The organism is Streptomyces sp. NPDC051561 (assembly GCF_044454195.1).
In the GTDB taxonomy this organism is placed as follows: Bacteria; Actinomycetota; Actinomycetes; order Streptomycetales; family Streptomycetaceae; genus Streptomyces.
The window spans coordinates 23581-49680 of sequence record NZ_JBITDM010000001.1; the positions used below are offsets into that span (position 1 = coordinate 23581).

The 26100-nt window shown below is 71.3% G+C and carries 21 protein-coding genes; 7 read left to right on the forward strand and 14 right to left on the reverse strand.

The window, feature by feature from the left end; all coding sequences use genetic code 11:
• The first annotated feature begins 58 nt into the window (after positions 1-58).
• The 5 genes from ACIA73_RS00130 (at position 59) to ACIA73_RS00150 (ending at position 5576) form a co-directional block, all read left to right on the forward strand.
• The gene (locus ACIA73_RS00130; RefSeq protein WP_399435923.1) at positions 59-1309 is read left to right on the forward strand and encodes an ATP-grasp domain-containing protein; all 1251 of its coding nucleotides are present in this window, start codon (positions 59-61) and stop codon (positions 1307-1309) included.
• Positions 1306-2619: an MFS transporter gene (locus tag ACIA73_RS00135; protein WP_399435924.1), complete on the forward strand. Its 1314-nt coding sequence runs from the start codon at positions 1306-1308 to the stop codon at positions 2617-2619. The genes ACIA73_RS00130 and ACIA73_RS00135 overlap by 4 nt, the downstream gene beginning before the upstream one ends.
• A 71-nt stretch (positions 2620-2690) precedes the next feature.
• Entirely contained in the window at positions 2691-3647 is a 957-nt protein-coding gene (locus ACIA73_RS00140) for an alpha/beta hydrolase (protein ID WP_399435925.1), read from the forward strand.
• The gene (locus tag ACIA73_RS00145) at positions 3634-4902 is read left to right on the forward strand and encodes an ATP-grasp domain-containing protein (RefSeq protein ID WP_399435926.1); all 1269 of its coding nucleotides are present in this window, start codon (positions 3634-3636) and stop codon (positions 4900-4902) included. The genes ACIA73_RS00140 and ACIA73_RS00145 overlap by 14 nt, the downstream gene beginning before the upstream one ends.
• Positions 4899-5576, forward strand: a complete 678-nt coding sequence (locus ACIA73_RS00150) for a LysE family translocator (RefSeq protein WP_399435927.1) — start codon at positions 4899-4901, stop codon at positions 5574-5576. Before ACIA73_RS00145 ends, ACIA73_RS00150 begins: the two co-directional genes overlap by 4 nt.
• 28 nt (positions 5577-5604) lie before the next feature.
• Here the strand turns inward: ACIA73_RS00150 and ACIA73_RS00155 are convergent, their stop codons facing one another.
• The 6 genes from ACIA73_RS00155 to ACIA73_RS00180 form a co-directional block, all read right to left on the reverse strand.
• Entirely contained in the window at positions 5605-6690 is a 1086-nt protein-coding gene (locus ACIA73_RS00155) for a BTAD domain-containing putative transcriptional regulator (protein ID WP_399435928.1), read from the reverse strand.
• Positions 6691-6752: 62 nt separating this feature from the next.
• Complete coding sequence (locus tag ACIA73_RS00160; protein WP_399435929.1) at positions 6753-7001, reverse strand: hypothetical protein; 249 nt, start codon at positions 6999-7001, stop codon at positions 6753-6755.
• Positions 7002-7308: 307 nt separating this feature from the next.
• Positions 7309-8520, reverse strand: coding sequence for an NAD(P)/FAD-dependent oxidoreductase (locus ACIA73_RS00165; protein WP_399435930.1), 1212 nt, complete (start codon positions 8518-8520; stop codon positions 7309-7311).
• The gene (locus ACIA73_RS00170) at positions 8517-8723 is read right to left on the reverse strand and encodes a ferredoxin (RefSeq protein WP_399435931.1); all 207 of its coding nucleotides are present in this window, start codon (positions 8721-8723) and stop codon (positions 8517-8519) included. The genes ACIA73_RS00165 and ACIA73_RS00170 overlap by 4 nt, the downstream gene beginning before the upstream one ends.
• Positions 8724-8775: 52 nt before the next feature.
• Entirely contained in the window at positions 8776-9702 is a 927-nt protein-coding gene (locus ACIA73_RS00175; protein WP_399435932.1) for a pyridoxamine 5'-phosphate oxidase family protein, read from the reverse strand.
• Positions 9703-9778: 76 nt separating this feature from the next.
• Positions 9779-10234 (reverse strand): VOC family protein, encoded by a 456-nt coding sequence (locus tag ACIA73_RS00180; protein WP_399435933.1) that lies wholly within the window; start codon positions 10232-10234, stop codon positions 9779-9781.
• 150 nt (positions 10235-10384) lie between these two features.
• Between ACIA73_RS00180 and ACIA73_RS00185 the strand changes: the two genes are divergently transcribed.
• Complete coding sequence (locus ACIA73_RS00185; protein WP_399435934.1) at positions 10385-10966, forward strand: CGNR zinc finger domain-containing protein; 582 nt, start codon at positions 10385-10387, stop codon at positions 10964-10966.
• 407 nt (positions 10967-11373) lie between these two features.
• On the opposite strand, the gene ACIA73_RS00190 is transcribed toward ACIA73_RS00185, so the two are convergent.
• The 4 genes from ACIA73_RS00190 to ACIA73_RS00205 form a co-directional block, all read right to left on the reverse strand.
• The gene (locus tag ACIA73_RS00190; protein ID WP_399436728.1) at positions 11374-11865 is read right to left on the reverse strand and encodes a nucleotidyltransferase domain-containing protein; all 492 of its coding nucleotides are present in this window, start codon (positions 11863-11865) and stop codon (positions 11374-11376) included.
• 107 nt (positions 11866-11972) lie between these two features.
• A complete protein-coding gene (locus ACIA73_RS00195) occupies positions 11973-12839 on the reverse strand; it encodes a SigB/SigF/SigG family RNA polymerase sigma factor (protein ID WP_399435935.1) in 867 nt (288 codons plus the stop codon).
• Between the two features lie 215 nt (positions 12840-13054).
• A complete protein-coding gene (locus ACIA73_RS00200) occupies positions 13055-14239 on the reverse strand; it encodes a DNA polymerase thumb domain-containing protein (protein WP_399435936.1) in 1185 nt (394 codons plus the stop codon).
• Complete coding sequence (locus ACIA73_RS00205; RefSeq protein ID WP_399435937.1) at positions 14236-17685, reverse strand: DNA polymerase III subunit alpha; 3450 nt, start codon at positions 17683-17685, stop codon at positions 14236-14238. Before ACIA73_RS00205 ends, ACIA73_RS00200 begins: the two co-directional genes overlap by 4 nt.
• Before the next feature lie 245 nt (positions 17686-17930).
• On the opposite strand from ACIA73_RS00205, the gene lexA reads away from it, so the two are divergent.
• Entirely contained in the window at positions 17931-18632 is a 702-nt protein-coding gene (gene lexA / locus ACIA73_RS00210; protein WP_399435938.1) for a transcriptional repressor LexA, read from the forward strand.
• 137 nt (positions 18633-18769) lie between these two features.
• Here lexA and ACIA73_RS00215 read toward each other — a convergent pair whose 3' ends face one another.
• From ACIA73_RS00215 to ACIA73_RS00230, 4 genes are all read right to left on the reverse strand, one after another.
• Positions 18770-19627, reverse strand: coding sequence for a hypothetical protein (locus ACIA73_RS00215; RefSeq protein ID WP_399435939.1), 858 nt, complete (start codon positions 19625-19627; stop codon positions 18770-18772).
• Between the two features lie 29 nt (positions 19628-19656).
• Positions 19657-23691 carry an AAA family ATPase gene (locus ACIA73_RS00220; RefSeq protein ID WP_399435940.1) on the reverse strand — a complete coding sequence of 1345 codons (4035 nt, stop codon included), beginning with the start codon at positions 23689-23691 and terminating at the stop codon, positions 19657-19659.
• 119 nt (positions 23692-23810) lie between these two features.
• On the reverse strand, positions 23811-24305 hold the full coding sequence (locus ACIA73_RS00225) for an SDR family oxidoreductase (protein ID WP_399435941.1): 495 nt from the start codon (positions 24303-24305) through the stop codon (positions 23811-23813).
• A 310-nt stretch (positions 24306-24615) separates the two neighbouring features.
• Positions 24616-25761 (reverse strand): S1 family peptidase, encoded by a 1146-nt coding sequence (locus tag ACIA73_RS00230; RefSeq protein WP_399435942.1) that lies wholly within the window; start codon positions 25759-25761, stop codon positions 24616-24618.
• Between the last annotated feature and the right edge of the window lie 339 nt (positions 25762-26100).

The following is a 26100-nucleotide window of genomic DNA, read 5'->3' on the forward strand; positions in this document are numbered from 1 at the left end:
GTCCGGTGCGCGGCCCGCTCCTTGGGCCGCGCACGACCACACGCGAGGAGAGCGGATTATGGGCACGGACGATGAAAAGCCGCTGCTGCTGCTGATAGGCAGCAGCGCCAGGTGCAGCCGGGAGTTCATCCTCAGGGCGGTCAGCGGCCGCTACGCGCTCTGGCTGCTGCAACCGGCCGCGGTGACCTGGGAGGAGCCCTACGTCGTCGGCGGCACGCAGGTGGACAACACCGACCCCGGACTCCTCGTCGAGGCCGCGCGTCAGGTGGCCGCCGAGCGCGAGGTGACCGGTGTGTTCTGCTACGACGAGGGCCTGGTCACCCCGGCCGCCCACGCCGCGCGGGCACTCGGCCTGCCGGGCAACGCACCCGAGACGGTCATCGCGTGCCGCGACAAGCACGCCACCCGGATCGCCCTGGAGCGGGCCTCGGTCGCCCAGCCCGCCTCGATCGGCGTGTGCTCCCTCGACGAGGCGCACGAGGCGGCGCGGAAGCTGGGCTTCCCGGTCGTGCTCAAGCCCCGTGGTCTGGCCGGGGGGATGGGCGTGTGCCGGGTCGACGGCTCCGAGGACGTGGCGAGCGCCTATCTGGCGGCGTCCGGCGCGTCCTACCCGGGTGTGCCCGTCTTCGAGGCCTCCGTACTCGTCGAGGAGTACGTCGAGGGCCCCGAAATCAGCGTCGACGCCGTGTTCTTCGAGGGCGAGGGCACACCGCTCGCGGTGGCCCGCAAGCACCTGGGACTCGCGCCCTTCTTCGAGGAGACCGGCCACGACGTCGACGCGGCCGACCCGCTGCTGACCGACCCCGGCCTGCTGGAGGCACTGCGCGCCAGCCACGCCGCGCTCGGATTCCACACCGGCGTCAGTCACACCGAGTTCCGGCTCACCGCCAACGGCCCCCGGCTCATGGAGGTCAATGCCCGCCTCGGCGGCGACATGATCCCCTACCTCTGCGAGCTCGCCACCGGCGTCGACGTGGCCCTGGCCGCGGCCGATGTCGCGGCGGGGCGCCGGCCCCGGACCGAGCAGACCCGCCGCCGGGCCGCGTCGATCGTCTTTCTGTACCCCGAGCGGGACGTCGAGATCGAGACGGTGGCCGTGCACGAGCACCGTTTCACCCCCGAGATCCACAGCGCCGACGCCATGGCCGGCCCGGGCGCCGTGCTGCGGCTGCCGCCACGCGGCTACATCTCCCGCTACGCCCGCGTCATCGCGCTCGCCGACACCGTCGAGCAGGCGCGGACGGCGCTCGACCGGGCGACGTACATCGTCGAGCTCACGCACCGACCGGCCGAGGAGCCCGCCCGATGACCGAGCAGAAGTCCGCCGCTCCCGGCGGCGGACCGCACCCCTCCGTCATGCAGGCCCTGCGTGGCATCCCGGGCCCCATCTGGCTCGTACTCGTCGGCATGCTGGTCAACCGGCTCGGCAACTTCCTTCAGATCTTCCTGATCCTCTACCTCACCGCCAAGGGCTTCTCGGCCACCGAAGCGGGCCTGGCGCTCGGCGCCTATGGCGCGGGCTCCGTGGTCGGCGTCCTGGTGGGCGGCTCGGCCTCCGACCGCATCGGATACGCCTGGACCATCGCCGGCTCCATGGCGCTCGCCGGGCTCGGCACGCTGCTCCTGCCCCATTTCGACATCCTGCCCCCGATCATCGCGGTGTCCGCACTCATCGGGCTCCTCGCCCAGATGTACCGCCCGGCCTCCGCGGCCCTCCTGGTGGAACGCACTCCCGAGGACCACCACGTCATGGTGTTCGCCGTCTACCGCATGGCGTTCAATCTCGGCACCACGGTCGGTCCACTGCTCGGCGCCCTCCTGATCAGCCACTCCTACCAGGTCATCTTCTACCTGGAGGCCGGGGCGCAACTGGTGTTCGCCGTCTTCGCGCTGACCCTCGCGCGCTCCGGGTCCCTCGCGCGCTCCGGCGGCGTCTCCGCGCGGCCGTCGGCCGACGGCCGCACACCGGGAGAGTCCCGCTCGTACACAGCCGTGCTGCGGGACACCCGCTATGTGCTGTTCCTGCTCGCGCTGTTCCTCAACGCCGTCGTCTACATCCAGCACACCTCGGCGCTGCCGCTCCAGATCAAGGCCGACGGCCACTCAGTGGGGTTCTACTCCGCGCTCCTGTCGCTGAACGCCGTCATGGTCATCTGTCTGGAACTGCTGTTCACGAAGTACGTGCAGAAGCTGCCGGGACGGATCGCCGTGGCCCTGGGCGTCGGTCTCGTCGGCGTCGGCATGAATCTGTACGTGGCCGGGCCCAGCATGGCCATGTACGTGGTGGCCACGATCGTGTGGACGTCGGGCGAGATGATCGGCACCCCGACGGCTTCCGCCTGGCCGGGCCGGGTCGCCCCCGGGCATCTGCGGGGCCGCTACATCGCCGCCGCCGCGTTCCCGATGCAGATCGGCTACGCGATCGGCCCCGTGCTCGGCGTCGCCGTATGGCAGGCGTCGTCGGCGGCGGTCTGGTGGCTGTCCGGGATCCTCACCGTCGGGGCCGTCGCCGCCGCCTGGGTCGGCATGCGCGACCCGCGTGCCGGTGAGCCCGCCGAGCAGTCCCCCGAGGCCACCGAACCGGTGGGCGGCGCTCCGGCCACCGAGCACACCCCCTGACCCGCACCCCTGTCCCTCTGATCCGGGCCACCCGGCCCGGCACCCGTCCTCGGAAGCGAGCGTGTCACGCCATGGCGTACGCAGAAGGCATCGAAAAGTTCGTGGAAACGGTCAACGGCGCTCTGCCGCCCGACTTCTACACCTATCCCGTCGCACAGCAGCGCGCCCTGTACGACGGTCTGACCGAGGTGCTGCCCCTCCCCGTCCCCGACGGCGTGACGCACCGGGACGCGACCGTCACGCACGAGGGACGCACTGCCCGCGTCCGCATCTACGAACCGGCCCGGCGCACCGGCCACGCGGTGCTCTTCTACCTCCGCGGCGGCGGCTTCGTCATCGGCTCGCTCCACAGCCACCACAGCCTGGTCGCCGAACTCGCCGACCGCACCGGCCTGGTGAGTGTCGCTCTCGACTTCGCCATGGCGCCGGAGAACCCGTTCCCCGGCCCCCTGGAGGACTGCTACGCGGGCCTGTGCGGCACCCTCGCCGACCTGCCCGCGCTCGGCCTCGACGACCTCGACCCACAGGGCGCGGTGCTCTGCGGCGAGAGCTCCGGCGCCAACATGGCGGTGGTCCTGTCGATGATGGCGCGCGACCGCGGCGGACCCCGGCTGCGCGCCCAGGCCGTGATCAGCCCCGTCCTGGACTTCACCCGCTGGCGCCACGGCGGCGAGGACGCGCCCTTGCTGTCGGGCGGTGAGATGGAGTTCTACACGGCCTGCTACTGCCCCGAGCCCGGGCAGGCGGCCGACCCCCGGGTCTCGCCGTTGCTCGGTGCCTCGTTCGCATCGCTGCCCCCGGCCTACGTCGTCGGCTGCGAGCGGGATTCGCTGTGCGAGGACGCCGAGAAGTACACCGCCCTGCTGCGGGAGTGCGGCACGACGGTGACGTACGTACGGGAGGACGGCATGGTGCACGCCCCGGTGCGTGCCCGGCGGGTCAGCGAGCCCGCGGCGGATCTCTTCGCCCGCTACTGCGCCGCCGTCGCCGCGCTGGCCCGCGGGGAGGTGCCCCATGACGGGCGCTGAGCCGGGCCGGGGTCCCTGCGTCATCGTCGACCCCTACTCGTCGGGCGCCCTGTTCGCACCGGCCCTGCGCGCCGAGGGCGTCCCCGTGGTGGCACTCGTCACCGGCCCGAGCCCGCTGGAGGCGTACGCCTCCTCGTATCGCCCGGCGGACTTCCCCGACGTCATCGTCCACGAAGGCGACCTGGACAAGACCGTCCGCAGGGTGCGCGAACTGGACCCGCGCTGTGTCATCGCGGGCTGCGAGTCCGGTGTGGAGCTGGCCGAGCAGATCGCCCCCCGGGTGGTGCCCGCGCGCTGCAACGTGCCCGAACTGGCCGGGGCGCGCCGGGACAAGAGCCTGATGGCCGCGGCCGTGCGGGCCGCCGGGCTTCCGGTGATCCCGCAGATCTGCACCGGCGACGTCGAGGAGGCGGCGGACTGGCTGGACCGTGCGGGCCTGACCGGGTCCGACCTCGTGATCAAGCCGCCCAAGAGCGCCAGCACCGACGGCGTCATCAAGGTGCCAGGCGGGTCGGGGTGGCGCGAGGTGTTCACCGGACAGCTCGGCCGGGTCAACCAGTTCGGTGAACGGGACGAGCGGCTTCTGGTGCAGAAGTACGTCACCGGCACGGAGTACGTCGTGGACACCTTCAGCCACGACGGCACGCACTCCCTCGTCGACGTCTGCGCCTACGGCAAGACCCACAACGGCCCTCACATGGCCGTGTACGGCACCATGCGCTGGCTTCCCCCGGACGATCCCGCCGTCACCGCGCTGGCCGGCTACGTGCGCGGCGTCCTCGACGCGGTCGGGATGCGCTTCGGCTCCGCGCACGTGGAGGTGATGGACACCACGGACGGGCCGGTCCTCATCGAACTGGGCGCCCGGCCCCATGGCGGCGGGCAGCCGCAGTTCAACCGCAACGCCACCGGCGACAGCCAGATCGACCGTACGGTGCGCCGGCTCACCGGCGGCGAACTGCCGCGGAGCTATCAGCTGTTGACCCACCAGACGTGCGTCTTCCACATCGCCCCGCGCTCGGGGACCGTGCGCGGCACAGGCGTCCTGGACGCGATCCCCCGGCTGGCGAGCCACCACTTCTCGGTGCAGGCCCTGTCCGACGGCGATCACGTCCCGGTCACCAGGGACCTGGTCGACAGCCTCAACTTCGGCTTCGCCATCCTCGCCCACCCCGACGCAGCGCAGATCGAACGGGACTACCGCACAATCCGCGCCCTGGAGCAGCAGCTCGTCATCGGAATCGGAGAACGGTGAGCAACGCCCTGGCGTTCCTGGCCAGTTCCCTGCTGGTGATCGTCGCGCCGGGTCCCGATCTGGCACTGATCACCCGGCTCGTGCTGGACGGCTCGCCCCGTGCGGCCGCTCCGGCCGCGTTGGGCATGATCACGGCGGGGGCCCTCCAGGTGACGCTGGGGGCGCTGGGGCTTGCCGCACTGCTCGCCGCCCGTCCGGACCTGTTTGCCGCGTTCCGCCTGGCGGGGGCCGCTGTGCTGCTGGTGTGGGCGGGTCTGGCGCTGCGTGCGGCGCTGGGGCCGGCGCAGGGGCCGGCGCAGGGGCTGGTGGACCGCGCCGGTCTCCTCCCCGGGCAGTCCCCCGCCGGTCGGCCGGGGGGCGCGGCGGCGAGTAGGTGGGGCTGGTGGCGGAGGTTCGGGCTCGGGCTGCTGTGCACGGGCTCGAACCCCAAGGTCGGCATCTTCCTGATGGCGTTCCTGCCCCAGTTCGTAACGTCGGGCATGGACCCGGCCACCGGCCTCGCCCTGTTGGCGTGTTGCTATCTCGCTCTGGGGCTGGCGTGGCTGCTGGTGTGGATGAAGCTCGTCCACCGGCTGTCCGGGCGTCTGGACTCGCCTTCGGCGCGGCGGGTCATCAGCGGGCTCACCGCGGCGGTGTTCGCGATGTTCGCGCTGCGTCTGGCGCTCGGTGGCTGACTGCGGCCGGCGGCGGGCAAGTCATGGCCTACTGCCGTGCAGGGCGGGCCGGGTACTGGGACTCGGGCAGCGGGTCCGTGGTGGTCAGTGCGTTTTCCGGCCAGGCAAGGCGCTGTTGCAGCACCTGCAGCTGGGCGTGGCGCATCTCGGGTCCGGGCCGCAGGCCCAGTTCGGTGTCCAGGCGTCGGGTGACAGTGGAGAAGACCCGCAGCGCCTCGGCCTGCTCGCCACAGCTGGCCAGGGCCAGCACGAGCCGGGCCTGCACGCCCTCGTGCAGGGGCTCGTCCTCGGCGGCGGCCCGCAGCGCGGACACCACCGGCCCGGGCTGTCCGAACTTCCACGCGAGGTCCGCGTACAGGAGAAGGTTCTCGATGCGGCGCCGGTTCGCGGCGATGGCCGCCGGATGCTCGGCCAGCAGCGGCTCCGCCGACAGGACCGGGCCTCGCCAGCCCTGCTGCGCCCGCGCCGCGAACTCGAACGCGGTCCGCTCCTCGCCGCGCGCGTGGGCCTGCCGCGCCTGGTCCGCCAGGTCTCCGAAGCGGGTCACATCAACTTGGTCGCGCCCCACCGACAGGACGTAACCGGTCGGCGTCCGAACCAGGTACGAGGAGTCGCCGGAGCCTGCGCCGGAACTCGCGGACCTGAAGAAGGTGCGCGCCTGGCTCACATAGGTGTGGATCAGGTTCCGATAGGAACGTGGCCGTTCCTCCTGCCACAGGGCGCCGGCGATCTCGTCGAGCCCGGCCGGATGAGGGTGGCACAGCACCAGCAGCGCCAGCAGCCGCCGCAGTTTGAGGGCCCGCATCTCCCGCTCGACCCCGTCCAGCTCGATGCTCAGTCTGCCGAAGACACCGATGCGCAGGCTGGTCTCGTCGTCCGGGGCCGGTGCTCGCCGCGCGGCGAGCGGACACCGGATCTCCTCGACGTCGAGCCCGAGGACCACCGCCAGTCGGCCCAGCGTGCGTCGCTGCGGCCGGCGTACGTGTCCACGCTCGATGTCGCGCAGAGCCCGCACGCTGATCCCCGCGGCCGCAGCCAGTCGGCTCTGCGTCAGCCCGGTACGCCGCCGGTGAGCGCGCACGTGTACGTCGAGGGGGTGCCGTGCTGTGTGCATAGTGGTGTCCTTCTTGCGGTGGCCGGACGGTGCTTTGCCGGTTGGACGCGCTGCCCGCGCTGTCAGAGGCGGGGGTAGCACGTACGGATCTGGTCCAGGGCCCAGCGCATGCGGGCCACGGAGGTCTCCGGATAGTCGCCGTAGGCAACGGCCAGGACGACAGCACAGCCACGGGTGCCGCCGTGGGCGCGAATCGCCCGTCGAACAGCGACCCCGGCCTCCGGCCGCGTCAAGGTGGAACCAGTGGGCAGGTCGCTGCTGAACAGGGCCTCGGCCCTGGCAGCCGTCAGGGGATCGGTGGGGCCGGTCATGGTGTGTCTCGCTGCCTGTCGTGTGAGAACGCCTGGCGGACCGGTGAATGGCTGGGCCCGGCAAGCGAGGGATCGGTCGCAGGACTCACTGTGCGTTCCCGGGTTGCAGGACTGACTGCAGCGGCCACTGCATGCACGCTTCGCCGCGGCCCGCCTCGACGGAACAGGCGGGCTCAAGGCATACGAACGCAGCGCGCGCACCTCCATGTGGAGCAACGTCGGCCGGGGAACGGGGATCGCCCTCGCCGTCGTGGTCGCGCCGCGATGGCTCCCGGCAGGGCCCGGTGAGGCCGAGGTGGATCAGGGTTCAGCCGGCGGCGCGGCCCCTGTGGACCGGTGAGGCGGCGAGCTGCTGGCGGTAGGCGGCCAGACGTGAGGTGCGCCCGATGGTCAGGGCTCCGATCAGGCGGCCCTTCCGGTGGTAGGCCACTTCGAGTCTGCGGGCCGGGAAGTCGGTCTCGGGGACGTGGATCTCGTCTGCGAGATGGGGCAGACCGACGGATCGGATGCGGGTCGCGTGCAGGTCCGACCAGAAGGACGGGATGCCGGTCCAGGGGGGTGGGCTGTGCGGGTGGAGCAGGGTGCGCGCGGCGGCCTCGCCCTGTTCGGTGGCGTTGGTCCAGTGCCCGAGGGCCAGCGGAGTTCCGTCGGCGAGTGGCTGCGGAACCCGCGCGACGTCTCCTGCGGCCACCACGCCCGGCACGACGGAGCCGTCGGGCCGCAGGGCCCGGAGGTGGGCGTCGCAGTGCACTCCGCCTGTGTGGGCGATGCCGGAGCCGGTCAGCCAGCCGGTCGCGGGGACCGCGCCGAGGGCCAGCACGGCGACATCAGCAGGGAGTTCCTCCCCGGACGAGGTGCGCACGGCGGTGAGGTGTCCGCGCTGGTCGCTGAGGAACGCGGTGACAGTGGTGTGCGTACGGAGGTCGATTCCGGCGGCCCGGTGCAGAGCACCCACGAAACCGCCGGCGAGGGGGCCGACCGCGCGTTGCAGGGGGTGCGCTGCTGCTTCGAGGAGGGTGACGTGGAGGCCTCGGGCCCGGGCGGCCGCTGCGATCTCGCCGCCCAGGAATCCGGCGCCGACGACCACTGCGTGCCGTCCGGGGGCAAGTTGGGCCCGGAGGGCGTGTGCGTCGCTTTCGGAGCGGAGGGTGAGGACGCCCTCGGGAACCGGGCCGGGCCAGGGACGGGCTGCCGCGCCGGTGGCGATGAGCAGGCCCTCGTAAGGCACCGTGGTTCCGTCCCTGAGGACGACGTTCCGCCGGCTGGTGTCGAGTTGCATGGCGGCCGTGCCGAGCCGCCATTGGATGTCGAGATCGTCGGCCAGCGGGAGGGCAGTGCCGAGGGGGCCGCTCACGGTGGTCAGCGTCTGCTTGGAGAGGGGCGGGCGGTCGTAGGGCAGGCGCGGTTCGTCGCCGATCAGTGTCAGGGCGCCGGTGAAACCGCCTGTGCGCAGAGCGGCCGCCGCGCGCAGTCCGGCGAGGGAGGCACCGACGACCACGATGGGTCCGGTGCTGGTCACTGTGGAGCCGGGGTGTCGGCGAGGAGGGTGATGGCGCGCACCGGGCAGGCGGAGGCGGCCTTTTCCACGGCGTCGCGCAGGTCCTCGGCCGGGGAAACGTCGTGGAGGAGGTAGTCCTCGTCGTCGAACGAGAACACCTGAGGGGCCGCGAAGACGCATTGTCCGTGGCTTTCGCAGAGGTTCATGTCCACGGTGATCTGCATGGGGTGTCCTTCTTCGGCGGTGGCTGTCAGCGGGGCGGGGTGGGGCTGGGCCTCAGCGGGTGGGCGGGTTGAAGCGGGAGTAGGTGGGGGCGCTCCAGCGGAGCGGGGAGGCGTGGCTGATTTCCCGTACGGCTTCGACGGTGAACTCCACCAGGCGTTGCGCTCCGGGGATGGGGGCGCTTGCCCGGGTGTCCCAGTCGGTCCTGGCGGTGCCGGAGAGGTGGAGCAGCGAGCCGGTTTCCCAGTTCGGGAAGACGAGTCCGGCGGCGGGGTTGACGGCGAGGTTGCCCAGGGTGAGGAACATGGAGTTGCCGGTGTAGTCGGGCCAGCGCAGCAAGGTGGGCGACAGGACCTCGACGAACCCGGGGTTGCCGCCGCGGTGGGAGGCGTCGGCGTCGCCCTGGAGGGAGGCGGTGGCGATGAAGAAGGTGTCTGCGGTGGTGACGGTCTGCTGCTGGGCAGGGGTGAGGGCGGTGCCGTCCGTCGCGGTGCGGGTGTGTGGGGCGCTCCGGAGCGCGGGCGCCTGCCGGCTGCGCTTCTGGAGGTACTTGGGGCAGTTCGCGACGACTTGGTCCAACTCGACGCGCAGGCCGGCGCCTTGCCGGAGGGCGCGGCCGTTCATGCGCATGCGGCGACGAGTGGCGGGTTCGATGGCGATCATGCCGGTCCGGACAGGGACGGCGCTCGATGCGGGGCCGGTCAGTGCGTCGGCGAGGGGGTCCTCGGGAAAGGGCAGTGCGTCCAGTGTCAGGACCTGTGGCTGGGGTGCCCGCAGGAAGCCGGGGGCGCCGGTGAGCTGGGTGGCCCAGAGGCGGCCGGTCAGGTCGGCCGCGCCGAGGATGACGAAGGGCTGTTCGGCGAGGAACGCCGCGGCGACGTCGGGGACGGTGTTCCCGAGGGCGCCGCGGGAGAACTCGGCAGGTTCACGCAGGCCGGCCCGGTTCTGCACCGCGACCTCGCCCCGGTGGTAGGTGGTCACGGTCGTCCTCTGCTGTTTCTGTGCGGGGGTGTGGGGGCTCAGGCGGCGGCGCTCTGTGGGGAGGCCGCCCGGCGGTTTAGAAGAAACCGCAGGTGGGTGCCCCGGGGGTGGGGGCGTCGGCCGGGTCCGCGCCGGTGGGGGCGTAGATCTCCAGGCGGATGCCGTCCGGGTCGGTGAAGAAGATGCCGCCGGAGGCCCCGCTCTCGCCGTGCGGGACGACTCCGTCGTAGGTGAACTCGGCGTTCAGGCCGCGCAGCACGTCGGCGGTCGCGTTGACCTCCTCGATCGTGCCGACCTGGAAGGAGAGGTGGTGCAGGCCCGGGGATTCGGTGCGGAAGCTTCCCTCGCTCTGCTGCCAGAGGGTGACGAGCAGCTGGCTGTCGCGGCCGAGGAAGGCCCAGCGCCGGCCGTCCTCCTTGCCTTCCGCCAGTACCTCGAAGTCGAAGACCTCGCGGTAGAAGGCGAGCGAGCGGTCCAGGTCGGTCACGTTGAGGCCGACGTGTCCGGTCGTCAGGGTCTGAGCCTTGCTCATGGTCATCTCACGTCTCGATAGGGGATTACGGACCACCCGTAACCATTGATGAGGACTTTAGTGGTTAGAACTCGTGAGGGTCAACCAGTGTTCACCGATTGACCGGTTAGTGTGGTTGGGCTGCCCCTCGCACAGGAAGAAGGACCCCTCGTGCCACGCCCCCCCGACCCCCGGCCCGACCCCCGGCCGCTCACCGGCGAGCCGCTCTCCATCGACCTGCTCAACACCCGCTGGATCGACGCCGAGGGCCCGCACGATCTCCTCGACCTCCCCGACGGACTGACCATCTGGCTGGCCGGCGACCCACAGCGCATCGCGTTCGCGGGCAGTGCCGTCACGGCGGACGCACGGACGCGGGACCAACTGCTCCAGGCGCGGGCCGCTCTCGACACGCTGGCCGCCTCCCCCCGCCCGCCTTTCGAGGAAGCCGCCCGAGGCCCGCTCTCGGCGGTGCTGGCACACGGCCGGGTCCGCCACCTGCTGGGAGAGGAAGGGCCCCGGAGCGTGGTGGAGGTGGACCACCCCTCCTGGCTTCCGGCCTGGTCGGCAGCCGAGAACTACCTGCACCTGCTGGGCGAGCGCCCGGACCGTATCCGTCCGTGCGCGAATCCGCAGTGCGTCCTGCACTTCTACGACGTGTCCAAGAACGGCACCCGCCGCTGGTGCTCGATGTCGGGCTGCGGAAACCGTGCGAAGGCCTCACGGCACTACGCCCGGCACGGCCAGAACTGACCCCGGCCCGGCCGAGGGCGGGTGGGCACCGTAGTCACCAGCCAGGCACCGGCCGGGGCACCGTTGACCGGAATCCTCCTCGCCACCCTCGCGGGGACCGCCGCCCTGCCCGCCCTGCCCTCCCTGGTCGGCCTCGGCGCATTGCTGCACCGGCCCCTCCTCATCCCCCCGTTGGCAGCCGTCGGGCTCCTGTCGTCGCGGCAGCAGGCAGCTCCCTGTGGGCCGCAGCGGTCGCGGGCGGCCTCGCCATCGACGCGATCAACCTCGACTCCGACAACCGGGTCTCGCTCCTGCTCATGGGCCACCCGATCAGGACCCGGCTGAAAATCATCGGCCGCGCCCGCACAGCCGAAGCGCCAGCCCGGTCACACCTGACCCGCTCAAAGAGGCTCGGCCCGCGACTTGGGTCAGAAGTGCGTGGCGATCCGGAAGACGCGGCGGAGCTGCGCCATGTCGTGCCGATCGCGCTCCGACGGTTCATATCCCTGGTGGAAGTAGACCTGCTGCTCGGCGGACAAGCACGGGACGGGCGTCCCCTGGACGGTTCCCGTCACGAAGCACGCGGAGGGATAGACGAAGGGACGCTGCGGGTCGGGTGACGTCTGCACCGCTGAGCCGTCGTCGGAGAAGACCAGCGGGTGAAGATCAATCTCTCGCCCGTCCGGGGCCGTCACGACGCATCGGATGGGCCGCCGGTCCAGACTCTCCACGAAACCTTCCGCAGAGAGGGCCGCCAGCGCGGCGGCTTCCTGGTCCTGCCGGTGCATCAGGTCCAGGTCGCGATGGTCCCGGGTCTGCTCACCGAGCAGAGCATCGATCCCCCAGCCTCCACCGACCCAGACCTCCACCTCCGCCCGCCGCAACAGGGCCAGGACGGACAACACGTCATCAGCATTCATCACCCGAGGCAGGCTAGAAGTGCCCGCCTCGGGCAGCGAACGATTTCTCCGGGGCCCGGCAGTTCTCCGGGGCCCGGCAGAACAGGCTCCCGCCGAACCTGCGCCGGTCAGGCGGTGGCGAGCATCCCGGTGCGGAGCCGGCCCAGAATGCGGGTGAGGAGGCGGGAGACCTGCATCTGCGAGATGCCCAGTTCCCGGCCGATCTCGGTTTGGGTGAGTTCCTGACCGAACCGCATCGACAGGATGCGCCGGTCACGGTCGGAGAGCTCCGCCAGGAGCGGGGCCAGGGTGTGGAGGTCCTCGAAGAGCTCCATGTCGGGATCGACGTCGCCCATCAGGTCGCCGTAGGACGCCGCCTTGCCCGTCTGCCCGTCCCCGGTGTCCGTGGGGAGGTCGAGGGAGCCGGCGGTGTAGCCGTTCGACGCGACAAGGCCGTCGACGATCTCCTTCTCCGGCAGGTCCAGCAGCTGGGCGAGTTCGGCGACGGTCGCCTCACGGTCCAGGACCGTGGCGAGCTGTTCCTTGGCCTTCGCGAGCTCGGTGCGCAGTTCCTGGAGACGGCGCGGGACGTGCACGGCCCAGGTGGTGTCGCGGAAGAACCTCTTGATCTCGCCGGTGATGTAGGGGATCGCGAAGGAGGTGAACTCCACTTCGCGGCTCAGGTCGAACCGGTCGATCGCCTTGATCAGCCCGATCGTGCCGACCTGGATGATGTCCTCCATGTCGCCGGAGCCGCGGTTGCGGAAGCGGCGGGCGGCGAACTTCACCAGGGACAGGTTCATCTCGATGAGGGTGTTCCTGGCGTAGGCGTACTCGTGCGTGCCCTCCTCCAGGACGTTCAGCCGGTCCAGGAACAGGCGGGTCAGATCGCGGGCGTTGCTCGGCGCGACCGCCGCTGGGTTCTCGATCTGCGGCAACACCGCCTGCCCGGTGGACTGTTCCGTCGCTATGTCCTGCACTGCTGTCGCCATCATCCCCACCTCTGCTGTGAGCGTCTCCGCCCGTACTGTCCGGCCTGCTGGCGCGCCTGCCCTCGAACACCAGTCGCATGCATCAGGGAATACGGGGAATTCGGGGCACCCCCTGGAGCCGGTGGTCAGCTGACGGTGATCCGCAGGCCGTACGAAGCGCCGGAGCTGATGGCGGTGGCCTGATCCAGGAGGGGGTGTCCGGTTCGTGGGTGTCCGGTTCATGGCTGCGGCTCCTGATGTTGCGCTGGTCCGGTGTCTGGTCCTGTGTGCTGAGTGGGGGCGGGGGCTCGTAACGCGGCGGGTTTCCTCTCCGGGTTCGCGCCGCCAGGGTGCCGGCGGTGTGCGGCCGCGCGCTCGCGCGGGGAGCGGGTGCGATCCGGCACCGCGAGAGAAGCCGGCATCAGCGCGGTGGGGCCGAAGCGGGCGCGAAGGCGGTCGGCGACCGTTTCCACCGTGCGGGCCCGGTCGTCGACGGGATCGAACGTCAGCTGGTGGGAGGCGGCCGCGGCGGGGGCGAGTCTTTCTGCGCGGAGGGTGAGTGCGCGCACGCGGGCCCGCTGCAGGCCGAGTTGGGTGTGCAGGTCGTAGGCGGCCGCGGCCAGAGCTTTGCTGTGCTGGGTGGGCTCGGTGAGGGTGCGGGTACGGCTGGTGGTGGAGCGGTCCGCGTACCGGACCGTCACCGTCAGGGTGCCGGTGATCTGGTGGGAGGTGCGCAGGCGCAGTCCGAGTTCTTCGGCGAGTGCCAGCAGGGCCCGCTGCTGGGCGGCGGGTTCGAGTTCGTCGCGGGGGAAGTCGTGCCGGGCGCTGAGGGATTTGGCGAGTTCGCCGGGCTCGACCGGCCGCTGGTCCACACCGTGGGCCCGCTCGTGCAGGTGGCGGCCGGCGGCGGTGCCCAGGAGACGCTGGAGGGTGAGGAGCGGGGTGTCGGCGAGGGCGCCGATGTGGTGGAGTCCGTGCGTGGTGAGGGTGCGGGCCGTCTTGGGGCCGATGCCGGGGAGAGCGGCGGTGCGGCGTGGGCGCAGGAACCGGGCGATGGCGTCGGGGGTGGCGGGGACGTGCGTGAGTTCGCCGGGTTCGGTGGCGTCGGCGGCCATCGAGGCGAGCATCCGGTTGGGGCCGAGGCCGATGCTGGTCTCGATGCCGTGCAGGGCCATCACCCGTATCTGCAGCAGGCGGGCCAGTGTCTCGCCGTCGCAGTCGAACAGGCGCAGCGATCCGGAGATGTCGAGGTCCGCGGCCAGTGGGGGCAGCGGCTGGACGAGCGGGGTGAGCGTGCTGAGCAGCTCGATGAGTTCCTCGTACAGGTCGGGGTCCTCGTGGGGGAGGTGGAAGTGGACGCGCAGGATGTGCCGTTCGCGCACGGCGGCACCGGTCGCGGCGGGGGTGGTGGTGGGGGTGGTCATCCTGCGCTCCCGGGGCTGCGGTGTCCGTAGGCGGTGAGGTCGGCGGAGCGGGTGCCCGCGGGCTGGAGGTCGGCCCAGGGGTGGAGGCGGGTGGCGCCGTGGGGCAGGGTGCGATGCGGCTGGGCGGGGGTGGGACTGGTGGTACGTCGTCCCAGCAGCTGGAGCACGGCTTCGGGCCCGTGGTCGCGGCGGGCTTCGGCGAGCGCGTCCAGGTCCCAGACCATCGAGCCCACCACCGTGCGGCGCGGCCCGCGCTCCTCCACGGTGCCGCGTACGAGGAGCAGCCCGGAGTGGAAGACGGTGTGGGCGCACGCCTCGTGGGAGTCCTCGAAGAACGCGATGTCGACGAGACCGGAGCCGTCTTCGAGGGTCACGAAGATGACCCGCCGGCCTGAAGCGATGGGCGGCGTCTGGGTGGAGGCGCGCACCCCGGCAACCAGTACGGACTGCCCGGCGCGCAGGGAGGTGAGGTGGGCGGCGTCGGTGGCGCCGACCTCGCGCAGCATCCGGTGGTGGTGGTCCATCAGGTGCTGGGTGACGTCGACCTTGAGGATCTCCAGTTCCGAGCCGAGGGCTTCCCGGGCGGTCATCTCCGGCAGGCCGGACGGCTCGGTGGCCGTGGCCGGCCCATCGAGCGGGAGCTGCCCCTCGGTCTGGCGCCCGCGGCTCTGGTGGTGGAGTTCTCCGACCTGGAGGAGCAGGTCGCGGCGGGACTGGCTGCCGCGTACGCCGTCCAGTGCGCCGATCTCCACCAGGCGCTCCGCTGTCGGGCGGGACGGGCGGGCCCGTTCCCACAGATCGGGGAGTCCTGCGTACGGCTGGCCGGCCACGAGGCGCTGGACGTCGTCCTCGGTGATGCCCTTGACCGAGGACAGCGACATCCGCACTCCCCACCTGCCGTCGGGTACTTGTTCCATGCGGTGGGCGGCGGCGGAGTGGTTGATGTCGACGGGCAGGACCGGCACTCCGTGGCGGCGCGCATCCGAGACGATCACGCGCATCGGCCACATGCCCGGGTCGTGCTCCAGCAGCCCGGCGTAGAGGGCGGCGGGGTGGTGGGCCTTGAGCCAGGCGGACTGCAGGGCGGGTACGGCGAAGGCGACCGCGTGCGCGCGGCAGAACCCGTACGCCCCGAACCCCTCGATGACCGACCAGATCTCCTCCAGCACCTCGCGGGTGTAGCCGCGGGTGCGGGCCTGCTGGAAGAACCAGGTCCGGACGTTCGGGAGGCGGCTCCCGTCGGAGAGGGCGCGGCGGGCGACTTCGCCCATGGCGCGGTCGCAGCCGGTGAGGACGGCGAACATGTCGATGATCTGCTCGTGCCAGATCGTCACCCCGTAGGTGTCCGCGAGGACGGGTTCGAGGTCGGGGTGGGGGTAGGCGGGGGCGGCGCCGTGGCGGGCGGCGATGTACTTGGCGGGCATGCCGCCGGAGACCGGGCCGGGACGGAACAGGCTGATGTCGGCGATGACGTCCTGCGGATCCCGGGGCTGCAGCCGGCCCAAGAGGTCCTGCTGGCCGGGGGATTCGAGCTGGAACATGCCGATGGTGTCGCTGTTCTGGATCATCTTGAACGCGAAGAAGTCGTCCAGCGGCACCTGGGCGGGGTCGTCGAGGTCGATGCGGGGCCGGCCGGTGGTGCGGGCGATCTCGTTGACGGCGTGCGCCATGCTCGACTGCATCCGCACCCCGAGCACGTCGAGTTTGATGAGGCCGAGGTCTTCGACGTCGTGCTTGTCGGCCTGGACCATCGGGTACTGACCGCCCGGGGTGGGCTGCACCGGCAGCCGGTCCAGCAGGGTGGCGTCGGTGATGATGACGCCGCACGGATGCATGGCCATCCCGCGCGGCAGCTTGTCGAGGCCTTCGGCGAGGTCGAAGAGCGGCCCGAACCGTCCCGACTCGGCTTCCTCGGCCAGGGGGCGGAGCTCCGGAAGCTCGGCAAGCGCGGAGGAAATGTCGCACGCCCTGATGTGCGGAAAGCTTTTGGCGATCTTGTCGACCTGCTGGGGGGCGATTCCCAGCGCGAGGCCGGTGTCCCTGAGGGCGTGGCGGGCGCGGTACGTCTCGGGCATGCCGGTGACCGCGACCCGCTCCGGCCCGAAGCGCTCGAAGATACGGTCGTAGACCTCAAGGCGGCGGGCGGACTCCACGTCGATGTCGATGTCCGGCATCGACTTGCGGCGCTCGGAGAGGAACCGCTCGAACAGCAGATTGTGTTCCAGCGGGTTGGCGGTCGCGATGTAGAGGGCGTGGTCGACCATCGACCCGGCGCCGGAACCCCGGGCGGCGACCCGGATACCCATCTCCCGCACGTCCGCGACGACCTGGGCGACAGCCAGGAAGTACTGCTCGAAGCCGAGCTTGGTGATGACCCGCAGCTCCTCCCCCAACCGGTCCACGGCCGCCGGAACGTGGTGCAGACCCCGGCGGACGAGACCGGCCTCGGCCCGCTCGCGCAGCAGCGCAGCCGCTGCCCCCGCACCGTCTCCCGCACCGACCACCCGAGGCTCGGGAAAGTGCGGACGCCCCAGCCCGAGATCGGCGACCGCATCGAGCACACAGGACTGCGCGGTCGCATCGGTCTCCGCCAGCAGACGGGCAGCCCGCTGCTGCCCCTCGCCTGCCGCCGCAGCGATCCGGGAGGCGACCTCCGCCATGTCCGCGGGGCCCTTGAGCCACCGCTCCCCCGAGTCCAGGCGGCGACGGTCGATCGGGCGCAGCAGCCGCGCGGAGTCCAGGACGTCCGCGAGCCGGTGCTGGACGGGGTCGGCGTAACGGACCGCGTTGGTCAGCACGGCGGGGATACGGCACCGGTCGGCGACCTGGAGAGTGCGGGCGGCCAGACGCAGTGAGCCGGGGCCGGTGCCCGCGGATCCGTACGACAGCACCTCCAGGCGCAGGGCGCTGCCGAACAGCTCCCGCCACGGGGCGAGCAGTCGCTCCGCGCGGTCCGGGCGGCCGGCGGTAAGCGCGCGGACCGGCTCCGAGGAGGGCCCCAGCAGTGCCACCAGGCCGTCCACGCCGTGCTGCGCGAACGCCGCGTGCGAGACCACCGGCGGACCGGACGGCCGGGCGTACGCCGCCGACACCAGGCGGCACAGCCTTGCCCAGCCGGCCTTGTTGCGGGCGAGCAGGGTGATACGCAGCGGGGCCTCCGCGACGTGGGCGCCGCCCCGCACCGGCGTACGACGTCGTACTGACGCCGCCTGCGGCGCGGGAGCGTGTGCTTCGACGGCGAGGTCGACGCCGAAGACCGGCTTGATGCCTGCGGCAGCGGCGGCCTTGGCGAAGCGCACGGTACCGGTGACGGTGTCGCGGTCGGTCAGCGCCAGTGCGTCAACGCCGCGGTCGGCAGCAGCCCGGACCAGGGCTTCGGGGTGAGAGGCGCCGTAGCGGGCGGAAAACCCGGAAGCGGCATGCAGATGCGCGGTAAAACCGGCCATGACCTGCCTCCCATCTCCCACCCCTCCGCTCGGAACACCCCGCCCGACCATTTATCGAACGTATGTACGACTCTAGCGGTCAAGGCACCCTGCGGCGCGGAGAGATCTTGGCGGCCCCACCTCCCACCGGCCCGGATGCCGTGCGGCGCAAGGGCTGTGGGCCCGAAAAATAGAATGCGCGTTCCCATTTGAAAGAGGAGCGGGGTACGGTCATCGCACCGGAAGGATCACAAACGGGGAGATTCATGCACGCGACGACCACCGGGCCCGGACGGCCCGTCGGCATCCGCCCCCGGACCGACGGGCTCACCGACCGCCAGGCCGCGATCGTCGCCGCGATCCGCCGCCACGTCACTGAGCGCGGCTACCCGCCCTCCATGCGCGAGATCGGAGGGACCGTCGGCCTCACCTCGACGTCCTCGGTCGCCCACCAGCTGCGCGCCCTGGAGACCAAGCAGGTCCTGGAGCGCGACCCGCACCGCCCCCGCGCCTACCGCATCCGCGACGACGCACAGCAGCCCGGCCCCGGCTCTGCCGCCCGTCCTGCCGGTGAAGGCCCCCGCACGAGGGCCGCGGCGAACGTGCCGCTGGTCGGCCGGATCGCCGCCGGTGCCCCCATCCTCGCCGAGCAGCAGACCGAGGACGTGCTGACCCTGCCGCGCCAACTGGTCGGCGAAGGCGACCTCTTCGTCCTCACCGTGGTCGGCGAATCGATGATCGACGCGCACATCGCCGACGGCGACCAGGTCGTCGTCCGCTCCCAGAGCGAGGCGCAGAGCGGGGACATCGTCGCCGCCATGACCGCCGAGGGCGAAGCCACCGTCAAGCGCTTCAAGCACGACGGCGATCAGGTCTGGCTCCTGCCCGCCAACAAGGACTTCGCCCCGATCTGGGGCAACGAGGCCACCATCCTCGGCAAGGTCACCGCCGTCCTGCGCGCCCTGTAGCGAGATCGCCGCCGAACGCATGACGATCGTGGTCACCCACTACTTCATCGCGAAGGCGTGGTGACACAGCAGCCAGATGTCGTCGATGTGCGGAAGCGTGCGGTCCCGGTTGTGGCGTCTGGCCGGGTCGGGCGGGGTCAGAGGCCGAGGTAGGGGGCGAGGGTCGCGGCCGTGGTCGCGGATTTCAGGTAGTTCGTCGAGTGGTGGAAGTGGAAGAGGGGGCTGATGACGGTGGTGTGGTCCAGGGCAACCCCGTCGAAGTGGCGGCCCAGCCGGGGCGGGACGGCCACGGGGTCGCCGGGGTCGGCAATGTTCACCCACCGCGTCTGTCCGGGTAACCGTGCGCCGCGGAGAGCAGGGCCGGTGGGACGTGGTGGAGGAATGAGGCGCTCGAAGACCGCGCGTGGCAGCGCGAGTGGGGAGCCGAGGGTGAGGAACAGGTCGGGCTGCAGGTCCGGGTGGGCGTGCAGGGCTTCGTAGGCGACGACCGAACCGAGCGAGTGGGCGATGACGACCCGTGGGCGGTGGCGGGCGATGCGCGCGGCGACCTCTTCGCGTGCTGCGGTGCGTTCGGGGGCGTCGTCGGCACGCAGGTAGACGGCGACCTCGGGGAACAGTGTCCGCAGGAAGACCCTCAAGGGGCCTTCGGCCAGGTCGAATCTGCGCGCCACCCAGGAGGACAGCGCCCGCAACGGCACCGTGGCATGGCCCTGGGACACCTCGTCGGGGACGCCCAGTTCCTGGGCCCAGGCAGTGAGCATGTCCTGGGCCAGCGGGTCGTCGAGGAAGTCGTTGGCCGATTCGCCCTGGGCGGGTGAGCCGGTGTGGAGGGTGTCGGCGTAGTAGGCGAAGTCGAGGTCGATCCGCTCCGGTGAGATGTCGAGGCCATCTGCCAGCTCACGTACGTGAGCGGCGGCTTTCAGGGCACGGAGCTCTTCCAGCCGGGAGCCGGAGATGCCGGTGCCGAAGCTGTTGCCGACGCCGTGTACGGCCACTACCCGCAAGGGCGGCCTGTCAGGACTGGTCAACGAAGCCTGCCTTTCAGGGGTTCAAGACTCAGGACGGCCACTTCGAAGCCGAAGGTGACCACCACGGTGGCATCAGGGGTTGCTGCCAGCGCGGACACGGACGTGGGGAAGTGAAAGGCGGTCAGGCATGCGCCGGTGGTCAGGTTCCACAGGCGCACGGTTCCGTCGGCGCTTCCGGTGAGGGCGTGGGGGGAGTTGTTCAGGGTGGTCACCGCCACTGCCCGCACCGCGTTGGTGTGGCCGGTGAGGGTGCGGGTGGGGGTTCCGGTGGCCAGGTCGGATACCCGTACCGTCCCGTCGGTGTTTCCGGTGACGACGTGGGGGTGGTTGTTCAGCACGGTCACCGCTGCCGCCCGCACCCGATCGGTGTGGCCGGTGACGGTGCGAGTGAGGGTTCCGGTGGCCAGGTCGAAGACCCGTACCGTCCCGTCGTCGCCTCCGGTGAGGGCGTGAGGGCGGTCTTCCAGCCGGGTCACAGCCACTGCCCACACCTGGTCCGTGTGGCCGGTGAGGGTGCGGGTCAGGGTTCCGGCGGTCAGGTCGGATACCCGTACCGTCCCGTCGGCGCTCCCGGTGACGACGTGAGGGCGGTTGTTCAGCACGGTCACCGCTGCCGCCCGCACCCGATCGGTGTGGCCGGTGAAATTGCAGGTGAGGGCTCCGGTGGTCAGGTCCCACACGCGCACTGCCCCATCGTTGCTTCCGGTGACGGCGTGGGGTCGGTTGCTCAGCATCATCACCGCTACCGCGCTCACCCAGTTGGTGTGGCCAGTGCCTGCGCGGGCGAGCTTGCTGGTTGTCAGGTCCCACACCCGCAGTGACCGGTCGGCGCTTGCGGTGATGGCGTGGGGACGGTTGCGCAGCATGGTTACCGCTGCCGCACTCACCCAGTCGGTGTGGCCGCTGAGATTGTGGGAGCCGGTGCGGGTACGGACACCAGTGACCAGGTCCCACACACGTACCGTCCCGTCGGTGCTTCCGGTCAGCACGTGCGGGCGGTCCTTGAGCATGACGGCAGCCGCTGTCCGAACCTCGCTGGTGTGGCCGATAAGACTGCAGGTGAGGGCCCCGGTGGCCAGGTCCCACACACGTACCGTCCCGTCGTTGCTTCCGGTGACGGCGTGGGGGCGGTTATCCAGTTGGGCCGCAGCCACCGCTCTCACCCCGTTGGTATGTCCGCTGAGAGTGCGGATGCAGGTGCCCCTGTTCAGGTCCCACACCCGTACCGTCCCGTCGGCGCTCCCGGAAACTGCGTGGGGGGACTTGTTCAGGACGGTCACCGCCACTGCCCGTACTCCATGGGTGTGGCCGGTGAGGGTACGGGTGAGGGCCCCGCTGGTCAGGTCGAAGACACGTAACACCCCGTCATCGCTCCCGGTGACGGCGTGGGGGGAGTTGTTCAGGGCGGTCACCGCCACTGCCCGCACCGCGTTGGTGTGGCCGGTGAGGGTATGGGTGAGGGCCCCGCTGGTCAGGTCGAAGACCCGTACCGCCCCGTCGCCTCCTGCGGTCACGGCGTGTGGGCGGTCCTTCAGCACGGTCACCGCCACCGCGGCCACCCAGCCGGTGTGGCCGGTGAGGGTATGGACCAGCGCGGTGGAGACCTGGCTGCCGGTTGCCCAGCGCACCTGCCAGTCCATGTCGCCGGTCAATTGGTCCCGCAGCGGGGTGTTGCGTAAGCGTGCCGCGTCCAGGGCCAGGACTTGGCGTCGGGCTGCGGGCGGCAGCGCGTGGTGAAGGGCGAAGGAGGCCCGGTAGACGCCTGCGCTGAGGCGGGCCTGCTCGGAGTGGGCATGGGAGAGGGTGGCGGCGAGGGTGTGCGGGGTGGCGTGCTGGAGGTATCCGGCGTCGTTGAGGAGGGCGTCCAGGTGCCCGGCGGCGGTCGCGTGCTGGGCGGCGTGCCGGAGCAGGTACGGGGCGGCCAGGTGCCATCGTGGCCGGCCTGCGGCGTCGTGCGGCACCGTGTGCAGCAGCCGCTCGTAGACGCGTCCGGCCGGGTCAGGGACAGGAACTGCGGGTGCGTCCTGCCCGGGCGGCGGGTTGCGGGTGTCGCGCAGGGCGTCGGCGAGTCCCTCATGGAAGAGACGGTAGAGGGTGGTGCCGTCCTCGTCGATGTCGCGGCGCAGGTAGAAACGGGCCTCGCCGTCCAGCAGCGCGTACAGCTCCGGGAGCGGCAGTGGTGCGTCGTCGGGGGTGGGGGTGAAGGCTGTGGCCACGTGGGCCAGGACGCTTTCGGGCATGCCGCGGCCCTGGGCGTGGGCGAGGGCGGTCAGCACCGGTCGCAGCAGCGGCCGGTCGGTGTGGCGTCGCAGGTCGAGTTCGAGGAGCGCGGGCAGGCCGCGGGGCACCGCCCTGCCCAGCCGGTCGGCCTCCTCGGCGGAAGTGGGCGGCTGGGCAGGGTGCAGGAGGTAGTGCGTGTAGAGCCCCGCGGTGAGGAACTCCCCCCATTGCAGGGCCCGGGAGCCGGGGTCGGGACTGCCGGGTTGCGGCTCCGCAGTGAGGGTGGCAGCGATCGCCGTGGCCAGGGTCTCGCGCAGGGGCCGCAACTTTCCAGCGGCGTACACCTGGTCGGCGGCGAGAAGCTGCTTGACGTAGGTGCTCACGTCCCGGCGGACTTCTTGCGGCGCGATCGTACTCAGGTCCGTAATGCCGCCCGCTTCCCGGGCCAGTGCCAGCAGGGGCGTGAACCGTTCGTCGTCACGGGTACCGACCAGCAGTCGCAGCCGGCCCCCTTGTGCGTGTCGGGCGAGGACGACCAGCAGGGCGGTGGTGACGTCCGCCGGGTGCTGGGCCTCGTCGAGGGCATCGATCACCACGGTGACCGGCTGGTCCCGCCCGGACAGCAGACCCAGCAGATGGCTTGCCGGGTCCCTCGCTGCCCGCTCGATCGCCTGGCCCGGATCGGCTTCGGCGCACGGGGTGAGGGTGTCGCGTAGTTGGCGGACGAGGGAGGCGACGATGTCGTCCAGGGACAGGCGGCGGGCGTGCACCACCGCGAGGTGCTCGTTCTCCCCCGGCGCGAGATCGCCGAGTCCCGCCCACAACGCCCTGGTGTGCCGACGCAGTACCGGGTGCGCGGCGCACACCAGAATGCCCAGCAGCGCTGACTTTCCCACCCCGGGCTTGCCCGTCACCACCCGCACCCACGGCCCGGCCGTCGCGTCGTCGAGCCACGCGGCATGGGCGGCCAGTTGAGTACTGCGTCCGGTGAAGTAGCCCTGCTCCCAGCCCTGGTGGACCGGCTCGGCACCGCCCGCGCGCCGCATGAAGTGCATCGGGTCTGCCGCCCAGTCCGTCAGACGGACGATCTCCGATGGCAGCCCTGAACCAGCCGCGTCAAACGGGGTGCCGCCAGGAGCGTAGGACGGGTTGGGGAAGAACGGCAGGTGGGCGAGGCTGGCGTGAGCGGGCACCAGGCTCGTGCGGATCTCCTGCGGCAGACCCCCCGCCTCCTCGGCCAGTTCGATGACCGTGCGTGCGACATCCCGCCATACCGTGACTGCGGGAATGTGGGGCAGGGACGCATCGAAACGTGGGGTGCGTGCCCGGTAGCGGTCCAGGACCTGCACCAGAGCCCGGCTCAGCCGGTAGCCGAACGCCCTGTCTTTCGGTCCGGTCGCCGCCAGCACCCACGACCGGCGCCGCAACGGGTCCATCCGCGCGTGCCAGGCAGCTACAGCCGCCTCTCCGGCGTAGCAGACGTCGAGCACGAAGAGGGTCAGCGGCCGATGCTCCTCGGGATGATCCTCAATCAGATCGATCCACGTGCTCACCGGCCTGCCCAGACGCCTTCCGTCACTGCCCAGCAGATACAGCTTCTCGCTGCTGCCCTCGGCCAGCTCACCGTGCCCGACGACATGCACGATCAGCACATCAACGGCGCCGTCCACCACCGCCGCCTCGACGCGCCCTTCGAACCCGCCCCGATCACCCGCCGGAACCGCCGGATACGGCACGTACCCAATCCCCTGAAGGCTCTCCGTGACGCTCCCGGCGTGAACAGGAGCCGCCTCCAGCACATCCAGACCCATCCTCGGTGAATCACCGTCCGCGGTACGCCGCAGCGCGATCCCCAATGACAGCACCGCATACCGGCCCCCGCGACCCACACCCCCCACCGGCGGCCGGCCCGCGGGCCCTGGCGGCACGTTCAACCCCGGGTCGTGACCCATAGCAAGACGATAGACACCGCGGACCGCCCCGTCACCCGAAACCGTCGGACGATCACCCCAACTCGCCACCCCGGAACCGGCGTGGGCTGCTTGGCCGCGACGACGGGACAGAGCCAGGTCGGGGGGCCACAGGTGGTCCCATCCGCTCCGCGCGCAAGGGGGGGGACGTACAGGTCGTCGGCGGAGGCGGGATGATCTCGGCCATGGCCTCGGCCTGGCCTGGCCAGGCCTTCGAGCATGTCGGCGACCATCGAGGTCTCGATCACTCCGGGACAGACAGCTCTGACGCGGATGCCCTTGGGTGCGTACTCGGCCGCGGCGCGCTCGGGCAGACCGACAAGCCCACCCAACGAGGAACAGGTGACGATCGCGCCGGAGCCCTGGGGACCTATCTGGCGCAGTTCGTGCCACGGCGGCGGCCTGGTCCTCGTCGGTGACGTCGCGCACCACGCCGATGGCCTGGTGACCGGCATCCGTGAGTTCCTTCGCCGCGTTCTCGATGCCAGCACGACGGCGGCGCCGTGCCTGCGCGGGGCGTGCCTGCGCGGGAGGGATCCTCACCGCGGTGGATCGCATCCGTCCAGGCCTCCCGGTCATCACCTCCGCCGAGAGTTCGGCTGTCACCGGAGACCGGATGGTCGCGGGCGGACGGCGGCGAAAGGGCCGGTGCGGATGTCGCGGGTGCGAGGCCGCACCGGCCCGGCCGACTGGGCCCGTGGTCAGTGCAGGTGCGGGTGCGGGTGCGGGGTAGGGCCGTGTGCCCAGTTCAGGCAGTGTGCACGATCAGGCCGTGTGCAGGGTCAGGCCGTAGCGGTTGAGGATCTCGTTGACGGGCTGGTGCCAGGTCTCTCCGCCGCTGCCGCAGTTGCCCCAGCCGCCGGAGGTGACGCCCTGGGCCTGGTCGCCGCTGATGAACGAACCCCCCGAGTCGCCCGGCTCGGCGCACGCGCTGGTCTTCGTCATCTGGTGGACGGCGCCCTGGCTGTAGTTGACGGTCTCGTTCTTGGCGAGCACGGTTCCGCAGTGCCAGTGGGAGGTGGAGCCGGAGCGGCAGACGGAAGCGCCGACGGGTGCTTCGGCCGAGCCGCGGACAAGTCGGTCGGAGACGGTGCCCCAGCCGAGGACCACCGGCACGGTCCACCAGCCGCTGCCCACGTTGACCCAGGCGTAGTCGTTGCCGGGGAACGAGGAGCCCTGGAAGTTGCCGATGTACGAGCGGTCCCAGCCGTTGACGGCCTGGCCCGCGCCGCCGCAGTGGCCGGCCGTGATGAATCCGCCGTGCACGGAGAAGCCTATGGAACAGCGGACGTTGCCCGTGTAGTACGGGTCGCCGCCGACCGTGCCCGCGGCGAGGGTCGTGGGCTTGTGGGCGGTGGCCCGGACCGTCAGGGGGCCGGCGTCGCGCGCCTGCGCGAGGAAGCGCTGGACATCGTTGTCGTTCCGCCGGTCGGTCCGGACCTCCACCACGACCTTGTTGGTCTTCGCGTCGACGTGCCAACTGCTCACACCGTCAGGGGCCTTGAGCGCGTTCAGGCGCCGCATGTTCGTGTCGAGCTGCCGGGCGTTACGGGCGACCGGCTGCACGGTCGCACCGGTTGCACGCACCTCGGCCGCCTTGTCCCGGCCCGCGACGGCCACGGTCAGGCGCCCGTCCTTCGGGGTGAACCAGGAACCGGCGTAGTCGTCTCCCGCCGCCGCTCTGGCCCGCTTCTCGACGGCGGTCGCCTCCGTCTCCGCGGCGAGCCGGGACTCCGCCTCGCTACGGGTGAGGCCGAAGTCGCGCTGCATGGCGTCGAGCAGGCCCGCGGATGCCGGGGCGCGGAAGGCCTCGGGGGTGTCCTCCGCGGCGGAGGCGGATCCGGTCGTCGCGGTGGCGCCCACAACGAGGAGTGCGGACAGGACTGCGCGCAGAGCTGTCGTGCGTTTCATGGGGTTCGGCCCTTCGTTCGTTGTTCCGGTGATGGGGGATGGAACATCACGATGCGATCTGAGAGCGCTCTCAGGGCGTGCCGGTGAGGAGACTAGCGAAGGAACGCGGGCAGGTCCATGCCAATGCGGCATGCGCTCGCGCCGGGCGAAAGACGGGCGAGAGGTGGGCGAGCAGCGGGCGAGCACTGGCCGGGGCGAACCGTACCGGAGCGCTCACCCCCGCTCGCTTCCCGTCAAGATCCGAAGGTTTGACCGACCGACTGGTGGCTCAACTCCCGCGTCTGTAGGACCTATTGACACTCACGTTTCCGGAGTTCTACGTTCCTTGACGTCTGAGAG

Excerpts from the sequence above, each read along its gene's own strand:
- ACIA73_RS00195 (WP_399435935.1), bottom strand. The coding sequence starts at position 12,839 with ATGATGGCGACAGCAGTGCAGGACATAGCGACGGAACAGTCCACCGGG.
- ACIA73_RS00180 (WP_399435933.1), bottom strand. The coding sequence starts at position 10,234 with ATGAGCAAGGCTCAGACCCTGACGACCGGACACGTCGGCCTCAACGTG.
- ACIA73_RS00190 (WP_399436728.1), bottom strand. The coding sequence starts at position 11,865 with ATGAATGCTGATGACGTGTTGTCCGTCCTGGCCCTGTTGCGGCGGGCG.
- ACIA73_RS00225 (WP_399435941.1), bottom strand. The coding sequence starts at position 24,305 with ATGCCGGTCACCAGGCCATCGGCGTGGTGCGCGACGTCACCGACGAGG.
- ACIA73_RS00130 (WP_399435923.1), top strand. The coding sequence starts at position 59 with ATGGGCACGGACGATGAAAAGCCGCTGCTGCTGCTGATAGGCAGCAGC.
- lexA (WP_399435938.1), top strand. The coding sequence starts at position 17,931 with ATGCACGCGACGACCACCGGGCCCGGACGGCCCGTCGGCATCCGCCCC.
- ACIA73_RS00140 (WP_399435925.1), top strand. The coding sequence starts at position 2,691 with ATGGCGTACGCAGAAGGCATCGAAAAGTTCGTGGAAACGGTCAACGGC.
- ACIA73_RS00230 (WP_399435942.1), bottom strand. The coding sequence starts at position 25,761 with ATGAAACGCACGACAGCTCTGCGCGCAGTCCTGTCCGCACTCCTCGTT.
- ACIA73_RS00200 (WP_399435936.1), bottom strand. The coding sequence starts at position 14,239 with ATGACCACCCCCACCACCACCCCCGCCGCGACCGGTGCCGCCGTGCGC.
- ACIA73_RS00220 (WP_399435940.1), bottom strand. The coding sequence starts at position 23,691 with ATGGGTCTGGATGTGCTGGAGGCGGCTCCTGTTCACGCCGGGAGCGTC.
- ACIA73_RS00205 (WP_399435937.1), bottom strand. The coding sequence starts at position 17,685 with ATGGCCGGTTTTACCGCGCATCTGCATGCCGCTTCCGGGTTTTCCGCC.
- ACIA73_RS00170 (WP_399435931.1), bottom strand. The coding sequence starts at position 8,723 with ATGCAGATCACCGTGGACATGAACCTCTGCGAAAGCCACGGACAATGC.
- ACIA73_RS00160 (WP_399435929.1), bottom strand. The coding sequence starts at position 7,001 with ATGACCGGCCCCACCGATCCCCTGACGGCTGCCAGGGCCGAGGCCCTG.
- ACIA73_RS00145 (WP_399435926.1), top strand. The coding sequence starts at position 3,634 with ATGACGGGCGCTGAGCCGGGCCGGGGTCCCTGCGTCATCGTCGACCCC.
- ACIA73_RS00135 (WP_399435924.1), top strand. The coding sequence starts at position 1,306 with ATGACCGAGCAGAAGTCCGCCGCTCCCGGCGGCGGACCGCACCCCTCC.
- ACIA73_RS00155 (WP_399435928.1), bottom strand. The coding sequence starts at position 6,690 with ATGCACACAGCACGGCACCCCCTCGACGTACACGTGCGCGCTCACCGG.